We start from the raw sequence: 15,975 nt of genomic DNA, 5'->3' as shown, positions 1-15,975 counted from the left end.
GGCGGGGCCGGCGAACCTGGTCAGGGCGGGTGGCGGGACGGTTGTCCGACCCGACCGCTACCGTGCGGGGGAAGCACGATCACGGGAGGTCGACGCGGTGTCCGAAGGCGGCAGGGTGTCCGAGGAAGCGGTTCCCCAGCAGGTCAGCCCCGCGCAGGAGGCGGCGGCGGGCGCCGAGCCGACCCCGGAGGCGCGGGAGCGGCACGCGACGCTGAGCCAGGAGCTCACCGAGCACCAGTATCGCTACTACGTCCTCGACGCGCCGACCATCTCCGACGCCGAGTTCGACAAGCAGCTGCGCGAGCTGGAGGCGCTGGAGGCGGAGTTCCCCGCGCTGCGCACCCCCGACTCGCCGACCCAGCGGGTGGGCGGCACCTTCTCCACGGAGTTCACCCCGGTCACCCACGCCGAGCGGATGCTCTCGCTGGACAACGCCTTCGCCGACGAGGAGCTGGCCGCCTGGGCCGAGCGGGTCGAGCCGGACGCCGGCGGTCCGGTGCCGTACCTCTGCGAGCTGAAGGTCGACGGCCTGGCCATCAACCTGACCTACGAGAAGGGTCGGCTGGTCCGCGCCGCCACCCGGGGCGACGGGCGCACCGGTGAGGACGTCACCGCCAACGTGCGCAGCATCAGGGACGTACCGGCGAAGCTGACCGCCTCCGACGATTTCCCGGAGGTGCCCGAGTTCCTGGAGGTGCGCGGCGAGATCTACTTCCCGCTCGCCGCGTTCGCCGACCTGAACGCCGGCCTGGTCGAGCAGGGCAAGGCTCCGTTCGCCAACCCGCGCAACGCCGCCGCCGGCAGCCTGCGGCAGAAGGACCCGCGGATCACCGCCTCCCGGCCGCTGCGCCTGGTGGTGCACGGCATCGGCGCCCGCAGGGGGTTCCAGCCGGCCGCGCAGTCCGAGTCGTACGCGGCGCTGAAGGCGTGGGGGCTGCCGACCAGCGACCGCTGGCGGGTGGTGCCCGGCCTGGCCGGCGTCGCGGAATACATCGCCTACTACGCCGAGCACCGGCACGACGTCGAGCACGAGATCGACGGCGTGGTGGTCAAGGTCGACCCGGTCTCCATCCAGGGCCGCCTCGGCTCGACCAGCCGCGCGCCGCGCTGGGCGATCGCCTTCAAGTACCCGCCCGAGGAGGTGACCACCAAGCTGCTCGACATCGACGTCAACGTCGGGCGGACCGGCCGGGTCACCCCGTTCGCCGTGCTGGAGCCGGTGCGGGTGGCCGGGTCCACGGTCGCCCTGGCGACCCTGCACAACGCCCGTGAGGTCGAGCGCAAGGGAGTGCTGATCGGCGACACCGTGGTGCTGCGCAAGGCCGGCGACGTCATCCCCGAGGTGCTCGGCCCCGTGGTCGACCTGCGGCCCGCCGACGCCCGGCCGTTCGTCATGCCCACCACCTGCCCGGCCTGCGGCACGCCGCTCGCCCCGGCGAAGGAGGGCGACGTCGACATCCGCTGCCCCAACACCCGCAGCTGCCCGGCGCAGCTGCGCGAGCGGGTCTTCCACCTGGCCGGCCGGGGCGCATTCGACATCGAGGTGCTCGGTTACAAGGGCGCCGCGGCCCTGCTCGACGCGCAGATCATCGCCGACGAGGGTGACCTGTTCGTCCTCGACGCCGACCAGCTCGCCCGCTCGCCCTTCTTCGTCAACAAGGACGGCAGCCTGGGCAGCAACGCCGTCAAGCTGCTGGACAACCTGGCCGAGGCCAAGCAGCGGGACCTGTGGCGGGTGCTGGTCGCGCTTTCCATCCGGCATGTCGGCCCGACCGCGGCGCAGGCGCTCGCCCGGCACTTCCGCTCGATGGACGCCATCGAGGCGGCCACCGAGGAGGAGCTGTCCTCGGTGGACGGTGTCGGGCCGACCATCGCCGCCAGCATCAAGGAGTGGTTCGCCGTCGACTGGCACCGCGAGGTGGTGCGCAAGTGGGCCGAGGCGGGCGTACGGATGGCCGAGGAGGCGGTGGACGAGGGGCCGCGGCCGCTGGAGGGGCTCACCGTGGTGGTGACCGGCACTCTCGCCGGGTTCAGCCGGGACCAGGCGTCCGAGGCGATCCAGAGCCGGGGCGGCAAGGTGACCGGCTCGGTCTCCAAGAAGACCAGCTTCGTGGTGGTCGGGGACAACCCCGGCTCCAAGGCGGACAAGGCCGTCAGCCTCAAGCTGCCCGTCCTCGACGAGGAGGGCTTCCGGGTGCTGCTGGAGTCCGGCCCGGACGCTGCCCGGGGCGTCGCCCGCACCGAGGAGTGACGCCGCGGGTCGGGGCGGCGTCTGCGCGTATTCCAACTTAATTACGACTACGACCGATTCGTGACTGTCATGTCGGGGAAACCGGGACCGAGGGCGTTTCATTGGTGCACGGCGTGTGAGCGGAGCACGCCAGGGCCGATCCCGGGAGGTGCGATGGAGGCCGCCGATCCGCGCAACTCCGTCCCGCCCGGACGCGTGGCGCCGTTCTTCGGCTTCGTCGCCGCGGTGTTCGCCCTGGCCGTGCTGATCTCGGCCGGGTCACTGGCCGACCTGCCCGATCGGCTGCACCGGATGCCGGCGGCGTTCTGGACCATGGCGGCGCTCGCCGTCGCCTGCGACGCGCGTCCCTTCGTCCCGCCCGGCCGGAGGCAGACCTCCGCCGTCTTCCCGTCGACCTGCTTCAGCTTCGCCATCCTGCTCGGTTGGGGGCTCGGTCCAGCGGTCGCCGTGCAGGCGGTGGCGGTCGCCGTGTCCGGCTGGCGGCTCGGGTACGCGCCGTGGCGCACCGCCTTCAACGCCGCCCAGTACGCCTGCGCCCTCGGCGCCGCGTACTGGGTCACCCGGCTCGGCCCGGGCGCCATCTTCGACGGCGGCCGGCTGCACTGGACCGACGTCGGGGCCGTCGGCGGGGCCGCCGTCGCCTGGTTCGCGGTCAACTACGGGCTGGTCACCAGCGCTATCCGGCTGCGCTTCGGCGACCGCTGGTGGCCCAGCGTCCGGCTCGGCCTGGCGTACGAGCTGCTCTCCACCGGTTCGCTGCTGCTGCTCGCCCCGGTGCTGGTCGCCGCCGCCCGGGCCAGCGCGGCGCTGATCCCGCTGGTGCTGGTGCCGCTCTTCGCGGTCTACCGGATGGCCCGGCTCGCCGCCGAGCAGGAGCAGCTCGCCGCGCTCGACCCGCTCACCGGGCTGCCCAACCGCAAGGCGCTGCTGGCCGAGGTGGCCGAGCAGGTGCACCTGCACGCGGAGCGGGCCGCCCGGGGGGCGCCGGACGCGCACCTCGCCCTGCTGCTCATCGACCTGGACCGGTTCAAGCACGTCAACGACGCCCTCGGGCACGCGGTGGGGGACCGGCTGCTGGTCGAGGTCAGCGCCCGGCTCACCGACGTGGTACGCGACGGCGACCTGGTCGCCCGGCTCGGCGGGGACGAGTTCGCCATCGTGGTCCCGGCGCTGACCGGCACCGACGAGGCCCGGGCGCTGGCCGACCGGGTGGTCGGCGCGCTCGCCGAGCCGGTGTCCCTGGACGGCCTGCCACTGGACGTCGGCGGCTCGATCGGCATCGCCATCTTCCCCGAGCACGGCGAGGACTTCGCCACCCTGATGCGCCACGCCGACGTGGCGATGTACGACGCCAAGCACCGCAACGACACGGTCGCCGTGTACGCCGCCGAGTCCGACCACAACTCGGCGGAGCGGCTGAGCCTCCTGGCCGACCTGCGTCGCGTACTCGAAGCGGGGCCGGCGGTGCCCGATCCGGCCGGGGCGCGTGGCGGCGACGGCGCCGTGCTTTCGGCCGGCGCGGCGCTGCCACCCGCGGTAGACGGGCACGCGGCCGGCGGCCCGCGCGGCGGCGCGGAGCCGGGGCGGTGGCGCTTCCGGCGCCGGCGGGAGCGGCCGGAGATCCGGCACGACGACGAGCTGATCAATCAGATCGTCACCGGCGCGGACCCGATCCGCCGCCGGGCGGCCCGGTCGGCCGCCGCGGAGGCGGCCGTCAACGGCGTGCCCGCCGACGTGGCGACCGCCGGACCGGCGGTCACCGGTCCGGTCTCCACGGCGCCGAGGGACGCCGGGCGGGTGCGCGCGGCGCCCGGGCGGGACGAGGATCCGGCCGGCGACCCGGGCGAGATCACCATGTACTACCAGCCGCAGATCGCCATCGCCACCGGGGAGGTCGTCGGGGTCGAGGCGCTGCTGCGCTGGCGCCACCCCCGACGCGGCATGGTCGATCCGGGGGAGCTGATCCAGGTCGCCGAGCAGAGCGCGGTGATGCGGCTGCTCACCCGGCGGGTGGTGGACGACGTGGTCGAGCAGCTGGCCAAGTGGTCGGCGGCGGGGGTCATCCTCCGCGCCGCGCTCAACGTCAGCGTCCGCGACCTGCACACCGGGGAGATCGCCGACCAGATCGCCGACCGGCTGGCCCGCTACGGGGTACGCCCGGACCGGCTGCAGGTGGAGATCACCGAGGGGGCGCTGATGGCGGATCCCCGACGGGTCCTGGCCAGCATCTCCCAGCTGCACCGGATCGGGGTGGGCATCGCGCTGGACGACTTCGGCACCGGCTACTCGTCGCTGCAGCACCTGCGCCGGCTGCCGCTGTCGGAGGTGAAGGTGGACCGGTCGTTCGTGCTGGGGATGGCCGACGACCCCGACGACGCCGCGATCGTCCGCTCGATGATCGAGCTGGCCGGGGCGCTGGGGCTCCGGGTGGTGGCCGAGGGCGTGGAGGACGAGCGGACCTGGCGGCTGCTCCACGCGGCCGGCTGCGACGTGGCCCAGGGCTGGTTCCACGCCCGGCCGATGCCGGCCGAGGAGTTGGCCGCCTGGCTGGCCCGGTACCGGCCGGTGCGCCCGGCGGTGACGGCGGACGCGCAGGTGCCCCGCCGGCCGACCAGGTGACGCCCCGGCGGGCGCGTGGAGGGGGAGTCGGAGGCGTCGGTGCGAGCGCAGGACAATAGACTCGCTCCGGTCACCGCGCGTCATCTCCACCTCGACTGCGCGGCCGGCACACGCAGAAGCAGCAGGACAGCCACGAAGGGGGCACCGATGGCCGCCATCTCCCGCGAGGAGGTCGCGCACCTGGCGCGACTGTCGCGGCTCGCCGTCACGGAGGAGGAGCTGGACACCTTCGCCGGCCAGCTCGACGTGATCCTCCAGTCGGTCGCCCAGGTCGGCGAGGTCGCCGCGGCGGACATCCCGCCGACCTCCCACTCGGTGCCGCTGACCAACGTGCTCCGCGAGGACGTGGTGACGCCGTGCCTGACCCCGGAGGAGGCGCTGTCCGGCGCGCCCGACGTCGACCAGCAGCGGTTCCGCGTTCCGCGGATCCTGGACGAGGATGTGGCTTCATGAGCGAGTTGATCAAGCTCACCGCGACCGAGATCGCCGGGCTGGTGGCGAAGGGCGAGACCTCTGCGGTCGAGGTGACGCAGGCCCACCTGGACCGGATCGCCGCCGTCGACGACCGGGTGCACGCGTTCCTGCACGTCGACAGCGAGGGCGCGCTGGCCGCGGCCCGCCGGGTGGACGAGCGCCGGGCCGGCGGCGAGGAGCTGGGCCCGCTGGCCGGCGTGCCGGTCGCGGTCAAGGACGTGCTGACCACCAAGGGCGTGCCGACCACCGTCGGGTCGAAGATCCTGGAGGGCTGGCGCCCGCCGTACGACTCGACGATCGTGCAGCGGCTGCGCGACGCCGGCACGGTGATGCTCGGCAAGACGAACATGGACGAGTTCGCGATGGGCTCCTCCACCGAATACTCCGCGTACGGCCCGACCCACAACCCGTGGGACCTGGACCGGATCCCGGGCGGCTCCGGTGGCGGCAGCGCCGCCGCGCTCGCCGCGTACGAGGCCCCGCTGTCGATCGGCTCGGACACCGGCGGCTCGATCCGCCAGCCCGGCGCGGTCACCGGCACCGTCGGCGCCAAGCCCACCTACGGCGGCACCTCCCGGTACGGCCTGGTGGCGTTCTCCTCGTCGCTGGACACCCCCGGCCCGTGTGCGCGTACGGTGCTCGACGCCGCGCTGCTGCACCAGGTGATCGGCGGCCACGACCCGCGCGACTCCACCTCCATCCCGCAGCCGGTGCCGGACGTGGTGGCCGCGGCGAAGCTCGGCGCGACCGGCGACCTGACCGGGGTGAAGCTCGGTGTGGTCACCGAGTTCACCGGCGAGGGCGCCGAGCCGGGCGTGATGGCCGCGTTCCGCGAGTCGGTGGACGCGCTGGCCAAGCTGGGCGCCGAGATCGTCGAGGTGTCCTGTCCGCACTTCCGCTACGCGCTGCCGGCGTACTACCTGATCGCGCCGAGCGAGTGCTCCTCCAACCTGGCCCGGTTCGACGGCGTGCGGTTCGGCCTGCGGGTCGGCGACGACGGCAACCGGTCGCTGGAGGAGGTCATGTCGCTGACCCGCGAGGCCGGCTTCGGCGCCGAGGTCAAGCGTCGCATCATGATCGGCACGTACGCGCTCTCCTCGGGCTACTACGACGCCTACTACGGGCAGGCGCAGAAGGTCCGCACCCTGATCACCCGGGACTTCACCGCCGCCTTCGAGCAGGTCGACGCGCTGATCTCGCCGACCACCCCGTTCGTGGCGTTCCCGATCGGGGCGCGCACCGCCGACCCGTACCAGATGTACCTGGCGGACCTCTTCACCATCCCGACCAACCTGTACGGCGGCCCGGGCATCTCGGTGCCCTGCGGCCTCTCCGACGGGCTCCCCGTCGGCCTCCAGGTGATGGCCCCGACGATGGCCGACGACCGGATGTACCGGGTCGCCGCCGCGCTGGAGTCCGTGGTCGGCACGTTCACCCCACCGGCGCTGTGAGGCAGGAGCTCAGATGACCACGACACTGCCCGCGTACGACGAGGTCGTCGCGCGCTACGAACCGGTGATCGGCCTGGAGACCCACGTCGAGCTGGGCACGAACACCAAGATGTTCTGCGGCTGCCCGACGGACTTCGGCGGCGAGCCGAACACCCGGGTCTGCCCGGTCTGCCTGGGCCTGCCCGGCTCGCTGCCGGTGGCCAACAAGGCGGCCATCGAGGCGACGATCCGGATCGGCCTGGCGCTGAACTGCTCGATCGCCGAGTGGAGCCGGTTCGCCCGGAAGAACTACTTCTACCCGGACATGCCGAAGGACTTCCAGATCAGCCAGTACGACGAGCCGCTGTGCTTCGACGGCTACCTGGACGTCGAGGTCAACGGGGAGCTGGTGCGGATCGGCATCGAGCGGGTGCACCTGGAGGAGGACACCGGCAAGACGCTGCACGTCGGTGGCGCCACCGGCCGCATCCACGGCGCGACCGAGTCGCTGGTCGACTACAACCGGGCCGGCATCCCGCTGGTGGAGATCGTCACCAAGCCGGTTCCCGGCACCGGCGCGCTGGCGCCGGAGGTGGCCCGGGCGTACGTGACCGAGCTGCGGGACGTGCTCCGCACGCTGGGCGTCTCCGACGTCCGGATGGAGGAGGGCTCGCTGCGCTGCGACGTCAACACCTCGCTGAACCTGCCGGGCGAGGAGTGGGGCACGCGCACCGAGACCAAGAACGTCAACTCGCTGCGGTCGGTCGAGCGCGCGGTCCGGTCGGAGATGCTGCGCCAGGCGTCGGTGCTGGACGCCGGCGGGAAGATCACCCAGGAGACCCGGCACTTCCACGAGGACACCGGCGACACCACGCCGGGCCGGTCCAAGGAGACCGCCACCGACTACCGGTACTTCCCGGAGCCGGACCTGGTGCCGCTCGCGCCGGACCCCGCCTGGGTGGCCGAGCTGAAGGCCGCCCTGCCGGAGCTGCCCCGGCTGCACCGCCGCCGGCTCCAGGAGCAGTGGGGCCTGTCCGACCTGGACATGCAGTCGGTGCTCAACGCCGGCGCCGTCGAGCTGATCGAGGCCACGGTCGCCGCCGGCGCCACCCCGGCCGCCGCCCGGAAGTGGTGGCTGGGTGAGCTGTCCCGGCGGGCCAACGAGACCGGCGTGGAACTGGCCGACGTCGGGGCCACCCCGGAGCAGGTCGCCGAGCTCCAGGGCCTGGTCGACGCCGGCAAGCTCAACGACAAGCTGGCCCGGACGGTGCTGGAGGGCGTGGTCGCCGGCGAGGGCTCGCCGACCGACGTCATGACCAACCGCAACCTGGAGGTCGTCTCCGACACCGGCGCGCTCACCGCCGCCGTGGACGAGGCGATCGCCGCGAACCCCGACGTCGCGGACAAGATCCGCAGCGGCAAGGTCGCGGCGGCCGGCGCGCTGGTCGGCGCGGTCATGAAGACCACCCGCGGCCAGGCCGACGCCAAGACCGTCCGTGAGCTGATCCTGGAGCGCCTCGGCGCCCAGGGCTGAGTCCCACCGGAGAAGGCCGCCGTCGCAACCCGGCGGCGGCCTTCTCGCTTCCCTCGAGTACGCGCGCGACCCGCGCCACCCCTCGCGAGGGCGTCATCGGCGACGCCCGGATGGAGTCACCGTGAACCAGCACGACCTCGACGTCCTCGACGAGATCCAGCGCCGGGTGCTCTGGCTCGCCACCCGCATCGTGGACGCCGCCAACCACGACCGGAACACCGGCGACGGGGTGAAGGTCGGCGGCCACCAGGCGTCCAGCGCCTCGCTGGTCACCGCGATGACGGCGCTCTGGTTCGCCCACCTGGACGCCGAGGACCGGGTCGCGGTCAAGCCGCACGCCTCCCCGGTCTTCCACGCCATCCAGTACCTGCTCGGCAACCTGGACCGGTCGTACCTGCCGAAGCTGCGGGCGCGCGGCGGGCTCCAGTCGTACCCGTCGCGGACCAAGGACCCCGACGAGGTGGACTTCTCCACCGGTTCGGTGGGTCTCGGTGCGGCCGCGCCGCTGTTCGCCGCGGTCACCCGCCGCTACGTCGACGCGCACTTCGGCGCCCGGCCGCACTCCCGGTTCGTGGCGCTGATCGGCGACGCCGAGCTGGACGAGGGGAACATCTGGGAGGCCGTCGCCGACCCGGCCACCACCGGCCTGGGCAACGTGATGTGGCTGGTCGACTTCAACCGGCAGTCCCTCGACCGGGTCGTCCCCGGCATCCGGATCAACCAGTGGCGGGGGCAGTTCGAGGCCGCCGGCTGGCACGTCGTGGAGGTCAAGTACGGCCGCAAGCTCGCCGAGGCGTACGCCCGGCCGGGCGGGGCGGCCCTGCGGGACTGGATCGACCGGATGCCGAACGAGCAGTACCAGTCGCTGTTCGGGCTGGCCGGGCCGGCGCTGCGCAAGCAGTTCCTGGACGGCGCACCGGCCGGCATCGCCGAGTTCATCGCCGACATCTCCGACGACGAGCTGGGCCCGCTCGTCACCGACCTGGGCGGGCACGACCTGGAAGCGATGCTCGACGCGTACGCCCAGTGCGACGCGGTCATCGACCGGCCCAGCGTGGTCTTCGCGTACACCGTGAAGGGCTGGGGGCTGCCGATCGCCGGCAACCCGCGCAACCACTCGGCGCTGCTCACCACCGAGCAGGTCGACGCGCTGCGCGCCGCACAGGGCCTGACGCCGGAGACCGAGTGGGACCGCCTCGACCCGGCGTCCCCGGCCGGCATCCGGGCCGGCGAGCGTCGGGAGGCGCTGTCCCGCGCGCCCCGCGAGCGGGCGCTCGGGGTCACCGTCCCGGAAACCACGAAGGCACGCGCGAACAAGCCGGTCTCCACGCAGGAGGTCTTCGGCCGGGTGCTGGTCGACCTGGCCCGCGATCCCGCCGTGGCGCCCTACCTGGTGACCACCGCGCCGGACGTGGCCACCTCCACCAACCTCGCCGGGTTCATCAACAAGACCGGCGTCTTCGCCCCCACCGAGCAGCGCTCCTGGACCGAGGACCGGATGCTGCGCTGGACGGAGAGCCCGTCGGGCCAGCACATCGAGCTGGGCATCTCGGAGATGAACCTGTTCCTGCTGCTGGGCCAGCTCGGGCTGTCCTGGGACCTGTCGGGGCAGCCGCTGCTGCCGATCGGCGCGGTCTACGACCCGTTCGTGCTGCGCGGCCTGGACGCGTTCCTCTACGGCACCTACTCCGGCTCCCGGTTCGTGGTGGCGGGCACCCCGTCCGGCATCACGCTGGCCCCGGAGGGCGGCGCCCACCAGTCCACCATCACCGCCTCGGTGGGCCTGGAACTGCCCGGGGTGACCTTCCTCGAACCCGCGTACGCGGGCAGCCTGGACTGGCTGCTCTGCGACGCGCTCGGCCAGATCGCCGGGGGAGCGGCGCCGGCCGCCACCGCCGCGCCGGCCGAGGACGGGGCGTACTACTTCCGGCTCAGCACCCGCCCGATCGACCAGGCGCCGTTCGAGGCGGCGCGGGCCCGGATCGGCGACGCGGTGCTGCGCCGGCAGGTGGTCGCCGGGGCGTACCGGCTGGTGGACGCGCACCAGGCGTACCCGCAGCTGGCGGACGCCCCGGTGGTGCAGCTCGCCGCCTCCGGCGCGGTGCTGCCGGAGGTCCTCGCGGCCGCCGCGGAGCTGGCGGAGGAGGGGGTGGCCGCGCACGTCGTGGACGTCACCTCGCTGGACCGGCTCTACCGGGCCTGGCAGCGGACGCTGCGGCAGGGCGTGCGCACGGCGACCGTGCCGAGCGTGCCGGGCGCGTTGCGGTCGGCGTTCGCGGACCGGGTGCCGGTGGTGACCGTGCACGACGCCGCCTCACACGCGATGGCCTGGCTCGGTTCGGCCGTCGGCGCCCCGGCGGTGCCGCTCGGGGTGGACGAGTTCGGCCAGTCCGGCAGCGTGCAGGAGCTGTACGAGCTGCACGACCTGCTGCCCGGCAGCATCGTCAACGCCGCCCTGGCCGCCCTGTCGCTGCGCTGACCCGGCATCCGCCACCCGCCGGCCGCTCCTGGCGACCGCCGGGTGGCGCGGTGCACCGCCGATCACCCGGCGTGACGGGTCCGCGCCGGCACGCAGGGTGACGGCAGGACGGGCACCGACAATGCTCGCCCCGCCCTTTGCTCTGCTTACCTCACCGCAACACCAGCCCTGAGCTGGACGAGCTTCTGGCGGGCGGAACGACGCCCGGTGACCCGGCGTGACTGTTGCGTCCGTTGAAGCAGAGCAAAGGGCGTCGCGACCATGGGCGTGGGCCGGACAGGCCGGCGAGGAGAGTGACCGGGGCAAGGAGGTGCGGCAAGGAGCCGCAGGGAGACCCCTGGCGAGAGGGGCGGGGCCAACCGCGTGTCCCACCCTGCGGACCGGTCAGCGGGTCGGGGTCGGGCTGGCCGACTCCGGACCACCGCGGGTCGGGGTCGGGGTGACCGGCACCTCCGCGCCCTGCGCCGGGTCTCGGATCACGTGCCGCTCCAGGTTGACCTGCGACTGGCCGGTGCCGCCCACGGTGATGTCGTCGTACGCCTGAAGCATCTTCTGCTGGTCGAAGTAGAGCACCGACATCGACAGCGGGGTGGGCTTCTCGCCCTCCAGGCCGCGCAGCCCGGCCCCGCCGGTGGAGCCCTCCACGAACAGCTGCGTCGGCTGCTTCCCCGGCACCTGCGGCAGCCTGGACACCTGCCGGGCATGGGTGTGCCCGGCCAGCACCAGCGGGCAGGTGCCGGAGAGCGGCCCGGCCGAGGCGGGGTCGTGCACCAGCGCGATGTTCACCGGACGCGGCGAGCCGGTGACCGTGGTGGCGAGCTGTTCGCCGGCGCCGATCACCTGTTCGGCCACCTGCTTGGTCAGACCGCTGCCCGCCGGTGAGGTGTTCTTGTCCGGAGTGAACCGGGGGTCGCCGATCCCGGCCACGGTCAGCCCGGCCACGGTGGTCGTCGAGTTGTCCAACACGATCGCGTTCGGCTGCTTGGCCACCGCCGCCGCCGTCCGCGCCGAGTCGTGGTTGCCCCGGATGTAGACGTACGGCTTCTTGAGCAGGCCGATCGAGCCGACGAAGGACGCCTCCGGCTCGCTGCCCCAGTCGGTGATGTCGCCCGTGTCGATCACCACGTCGATGCCGAACTGCTCGACCACCGTCCGGATCAGCTGCCACCCCGTCGGGTTGAGGTGCATGTCCGACACGTGCAGCACCCGCGTCGTGCCGGGGGCCGGCTCGTACACCGGCAGCGCCGAGACGGTGGTGTAGAGCTGGCTGACGTTGCCCACCAGGCGCTGGAGCTGCTCGGCGTACTTCGTGTAGTCGTTGGCGATCCGGCGGGCGTCGCCCACGATCGCCGGGGCGTTGACCAGCAGCCCCTCGTACCGGGGCTCCTCGATCGCCTGCGGGCGCATGGTCGCGGCGGCCAGCCCGAGGCTGCCGGCGGTGACCACCAGGGCCAGCCCACCGGCCCAGGCCGTCCGCCGGGCGTCCCGGAAGACCAGCCCCGCCAGCAGCAGGGTGGCCAGCACCGTCGCGCCCAGCGTCTTCAAACCCAGGCGCATCACCCCGGCCCGGACGTCGGCGACGGCGGACTGGCTGGCCCGGCTGATGCTCGCCGGGTCGTTGATCAGCGCCTGGGTCCGCCGCTGGTCCAGCGCGCCCAGCCGCACCGTGAGGTAGGTCGGCCCGTCGTGGCTGTTCAGCAGCAGCGCGCCCAGCGGCGGGACGTCGACGGTGGTGCCACCGTGGAGCGACGGGCTCAGGTCGAGCTCCGCCCGGAACGGCCCGATGTCGGTGCCGACGTGCCCACCGGCGTACGTGCCGGCGACCACCCCGCCCAGGGCGACCGCCACGACGGCCAGCGCCACGCCGAGCCGCCGCAGCCACGGGCTCCGACCCGACCGGCCGGTACGCCGCGGCCAGCTCGCCCAGCGCCGGGCACGTCCGGTCGCCGGGGCACCCTCGTCCCCGGTGTCGCGCTGCTCGTTCTCCTGGCCGTCCATGCTGAGATTCTGACCTGCCCGTCGTGGGATCTTGGCAAACCCGAGAGAAGCCGGCGCGTTCCCACCTTTTCGACCCGCCGGTCGCCCCCGTCTCGCGGGGTGACCGGCCGGCTACGGTCGGTCGGTCAACTCCGGCCGGCCCCGCCGTCGGCGAAGACCAGCCGCAGGATCCGGTCGTCCTCCGGCGCCGGCTGGCCCCGTCCGTCCCGGTTGGAGGTGGTGACCCAGAGCGACCCGTCCGGCGCGGCGGCCACCGCCCGCAGCCGACCGTACTTCCCGGTCAGCAGCTCGCGGGGCTGGCCGAGCACAGTGCCCTTGTCGGTGAGCTCGACCAGCCAGAGCCGCTCGCCGCGCAGGCACGCGGTGACCAGCAACCGCCCCACCGCGGCGAGCCCGGAGCAGGAGGCCTCGCCGGTCCGCCACTGCACGATCGGGTCGGCGTACCGCTTGTCGCCGGCCCGTCCCTCGACCTGCGGCCAGCCGTAGTTGCCACCCCGGGTGATCTGGTTGATCTCGTCCCAGGTGTTCTGACCGAACTCGACGGCGTACATCCGCTTCGCCGGGTCCCAGGCGAAGCCCTGGACGTTGCGGTGCCCCAGCGACCAGACCGGCGAGCCGGGGAAGGGGTTGCTGGCGGCCGGCTTGCCGTCCGCGGTGATCCGGAGGATCTTGCCGCCGAGGCTCTTGCGGTCCTGGGCGTTCGCCTGCCGGCCCGCGTCGCCGGTGCTGGCGTACAGGCTGCCGTCCGGGCCGAAGCCGAGCCCGCCGCCGTTGTGGTTCCCGGCGGCCGGAATGCCGGTGAGGATCGGCGTGGGCCGCCCGCCGAGCTGAAGCCGGGCGATCCGGTTGTCCCGGGCGGTCGTGTAGTAGACGAAGACCGTCCGGTCCTTGGCGTAGGACGGGGAGACGGCGACGCCCAGCAGCCCGCCCTCGCCGCCGGCGGCCACGTCCGGCACGGTCTGCACGACCGTGACGGTCAGCCCCTCCGGCCCCGAGCCGGGCCCGACCTGGAGGATCCGGCCGCTGTCCCGCTCGGTGACCAGCGCGGCGCCGTCGGGGAGGAAGGCGACGGCCCACGGCACCCGCAGCCCCTTCGCCAGCACCGTGGCCACCACCTGCTGACCGGCGCCGGCCGCGCCGGGCGTGGCCGACGGCGTCGGGAGGTTCGGCGGCTCGCCGGCCGGGTCGGGCCCGGGCTCGCCGAAGGCGCAGCCGGTGGTGCCCAGCAGCAGCGCCGCGCAGGACGCCGCCAGCGCCGCCCGGAGGCGGCCGATGCGGGGGTACGGGGGACGGGCCTTCACCCGGCCCAGCTTAGCCCGGCGGGCCGACCGTCCGGGTACGACGGATCCGGCGCGTCCGGCCTGCGGCACCCGTCCGCGGCGACGGGTGGCTCCGGCTCAGCGGGCCCGTTTGCGGGCGTGGGAACGGCGCGCCGGTTATCGTCGGCGGTCGTGAAGGTATGGATCCCGCACCGCTCCGGTCACGCCCTCCTCGGTGAGCTGCCCCCGGGTGTCACCGTGGAGGTGATGGAGGACCCGGCCCGGCTCCCGTCAGTCCCCGACGGCGTGCGGTTCTGGGTGCCGCCGTTCCTCGCGGGTCCGGACGCCGGCGCGCTGCTCGCCGAGCTGCCCGACCTCGAGGTGGTGCAGCTGCTCTCCGCCGGGGCGGACGCCTGGGTGGGCCGGATGCCCGAGGGGGTCACCCTCTGCGACGCCCGCGGGGTGCACGACTCGGCCACCGCCGAGTGGGTGGTCGCCGCGGTGCTGTCCAAGCTGCGCGGCTTCGGTCCGCTGGCCCGGGCGCAGGGGCGCCGCGAGTGGGCGTACGACGAGGTGGCCCCCACCGACGAGCTGGCCGGCAAGCGGGTGCTGATCGTCGGCGCCGGCTCGATCGGCGCGGCGGTCCAGGCCCGGCTGGCCCCGTTCGAGGTCACCTTCACCCTGGTCGCTCGCACCGCCCGGCCCGCCGAGGGGGTGCACGGGGTGGACGAGCTGCCCGGCCTGCTGCCGGAGGCGGACGTGGTGGTGCTGCTGGTGCCGCTGACCGAGCGGACCCGGGGGCTGGTGGACGAGAAGTTCCTCGCCGCGATGGCCGACGGCGCGCTGCTGGTCAACGCGGCCCGCGGCCCGGTGGCCCGGACGTCGGCGCTGGTCGCTGAGCTGACCACCGGTCGGCTCCGGGCGGCGCTGGACGTCACCGATCCCGAGCCGCTCCCCGCCGACCATCCCCTGTGGGGGCTGCCGAACGTGCTGCTCACCCCGCACGTCGCCGGCTCGGTGCGCGGGCTGCTGCCGCGGGCGTACCGGCTGGTGGGGGAGCAGCTGCGCCGGTTCGCGGCCGGGGAGCCGCTGGTCAACCGGGTGGTGGACGGCTACTGACCGGGCCGGCTCAGCGGGTGCTGCCGGGCAGCCCCTGCCCGGTGGCGGCGATCAGCCGGGGCAGGTCGGCGGCCCGGACGGCGGGCAGCACCAGGCGCTCGCCGTCGTCGAGCCGGACCACCGCCCGGCCGCGCTCGTCGGCGCCCAGCTCGGCGACCCGTTCCCAGGCGATCCGGCGCTGCCCGGCGAGCGCCCGCAGCCGCAGCCCGCGTGGGTCGGCCTCGGTGCCGGACCGCCACGCCCAGAGCCCGACGGCCAGCGGGATCAGCAGCACCCACAGCAGCCACCAGCGGGCGGTGGCCAGCGGCAGGGCGCCGATGAACGCGACGATCGCGGCGACCAGGATCGCCTGGTTGGGCCGGAAGCGGACGGTGTCGGCGGAACTCACCCCCCGATGATCGCACCTCGACCCGGCGCGGCTCCGCGCGGGCAGGGCGGCGGCGTACGGCACGGACCTTGTGACCGCGGTCACTGGAATGACCCGTAACCGGACGTCGTAGGAATCGTTTGTTCGCGTGGTCGCGCCGGTTTGCCGCCCGTCGGTCCGTCGCACCCACCGTCGCCCGTCCGACCGCGTACCGCCGACACACCCCGCACGTCGTTCCGCAACGCACCGCCCCGTGCCCCCTCACGAAGGCGACCGCCGTGTCCGTCGCGTACCCCTCCGGCGACCACCGTCGCCGGCCGTCGTCGCCCGACCTCCTGGTGCTGGCGGTCGGCGCGCTGCTCGTCCTGGCCGGGTCCGCCGGCCTCGTCCCGCCGTCGGCGGCCTTGGCGCTGGCCGTCGCCGCCGGCTCCGCCCTGGCCTGCGT

10 protein-coding genes are annotated in these 15,975 nt (G+C 74.1%); 7 read left to right on the top strand and 3 right to left on the bottom strand.

Translation table 11 applies throughout. From position 1 onward, the window contains the following. The first annotated feature begins 115 nt into the window (after positions 1 to 115). The 6 genes from ligA to DKT69_RS05285 all read left to right on the top strand — a co-directional run bounded on the left by ligA (position 116) and on the right by DKT69_RS05285 (position 10,787). The gene (ligA, locus tag DKT69_RS05310; protein WP_109800466.1) at positions 116 to 2,251 is read left to right on the top strand and encodes an NAD-dependent DNA ligase LigA; all 2,136 of its coding nucleotides are present in this window, start codon (positions 116 to 118) and stop codon (positions 2,249 to 2,251) included. 153 nt (positions 2,252 to 2,404) lie between these two features. After that, positions 2,405 to 4,870, top strand: a complete 2,466-nt coding sequence (locus DKT69_RS05305) for a putative bifunctional diguanylate cyclase/phosphodiesterase (protein ID WP_109800465.1) — start codon at positions 2,405 to 2,407, stop codon at positions 4,868 to 4,870. Positions 4,871 to 5,017: 147 nt separating this feature from the next. After that, positions 5,018 to 5,323: an Asp-tRNA(Asn)/Glu-tRNA(Gln) amidotransferase subunit GatC gene (gatC, locus tag DKT69_RS05300; RefSeq protein ID WP_109800464.1), complete on the top strand. Its 306-nt coding sequence runs from the start codon at positions 5,018 to 5,020 to the stop codon at positions 5,321 to 5,323. Further along, positions 5,320 to 6,795 (top strand): Asp-tRNA(Asn)/Glu-tRNA(Gln) amidotransferase subunit GatA, encoded by a 1,476-nt coding sequence (gene gatA / locus DKT69_RS05295; protein WP_109800463.1) that lies wholly within the window; start codon positions 5,320 to 5,322, stop codon positions 6,793 to 6,795. Before gatC ends, gatA begins: the two co-directional genes overlap by 4 nt. Positions 6,796 to 6,808: 13 nt before the next feature. Next, positions 6,809 to 8,308 (top strand): Asp-tRNA(Asn)/Glu-tRNA(Gln) amidotransferase subunit GatB, encoded by a 1,500-nt coding sequence (gene gatB, locus DKT69_RS05290; protein WP_109800462.1) that lies wholly within the window; start codon positions 6,809 to 6,811, stop codon positions 8,306 to 8,308. A 121-nt stretch (positions 8,309 to 8,429) separates the two neighbouring features. Then, positions 8,430 to 10,787: a thiamine pyrophosphate-binding protein gene (locus DKT69_RS05285; protein WP_109800461.1), complete on the top strand. Its 2,358-nt coding sequence runs from the start codon at positions 8,430 to 8,432 to the stop codon at positions 10,785 to 10,787. Positions 10,788 to 11,171: 384 nt separating this feature from the next. Here DKT69_RS05285 and DKT69_RS05280 read toward each other — a convergent pair whose 3' ends face one another. Together DKT69_RS05280 and DKT69_RS05275 are read right to left on the bottom strand one after the other, a co-directional pair. After that, complete coding sequence (locus DKT69_RS05280) at positions 11,172 to 12,785, bottom strand: metallophosphoesterase (RefSeq protein WP_109800460.1); 1,614 nt, start codon at positions 12,783 to 12,785, stop codon at positions 11,172 to 11,174. A gap of 125 nt (positions 12,786 to 12,910) precedes the next feature. Next, entirely contained in the window at positions 12,911 to 14,086 is a 1,176-nt protein-coding gene (locus DKT69_RS05275; RefSeq protein ID WP_109800459.1) for a PQQ-dependent sugar dehydrogenase, read from the bottom strand. Positions 14,087 to 14,236: 150 nt separating this feature from the next. On the opposite strand from DKT69_RS05275, the gene DKT69_RS05270 reads away from it, so the two are divergent. Then, positions 14,237 to 15,163, top strand: a complete 927-nt coding sequence (locus DKT69_RS05270) for a 2-hydroxyacid dehydrogenase (protein WP_109800458.1) — start codon at positions 14,237 to 14,239, stop codon at positions 15,161 to 15,163. 10 nt (positions 15,164 to 15,173) lie between these two features. Here DKT69_RS05270 and DKT69_RS05265 read toward each other — a convergent pair whose 3' ends face one another. Beyond that, positions 15,174 to 15,551, bottom strand: coding sequence for a PH domain-containing protein (locus DKT69_RS05265; protein WP_109800457.1), 378 nt, complete (start codon positions 15,549 to 15,551; stop codon positions 15,174 to 15,176). Positions 15,552 to 15,975: the final 424 nt, after the last annotated feature.

It is taken from the genome of Micromonospora sicca, from assembly GCF_003172935.1.
GTDB classification, from domain to species: domain Bacteria; phylum Actinomycetota; class Actinomycetes; order Mycobacteriales; family Micromonosporaceae; genus Micromonospora; species Micromonospora sicca.
Note: the sequence above shows the minus strand (reverse complement) of the source record. Positions and strands in the feature narration are given on the sequence as shown.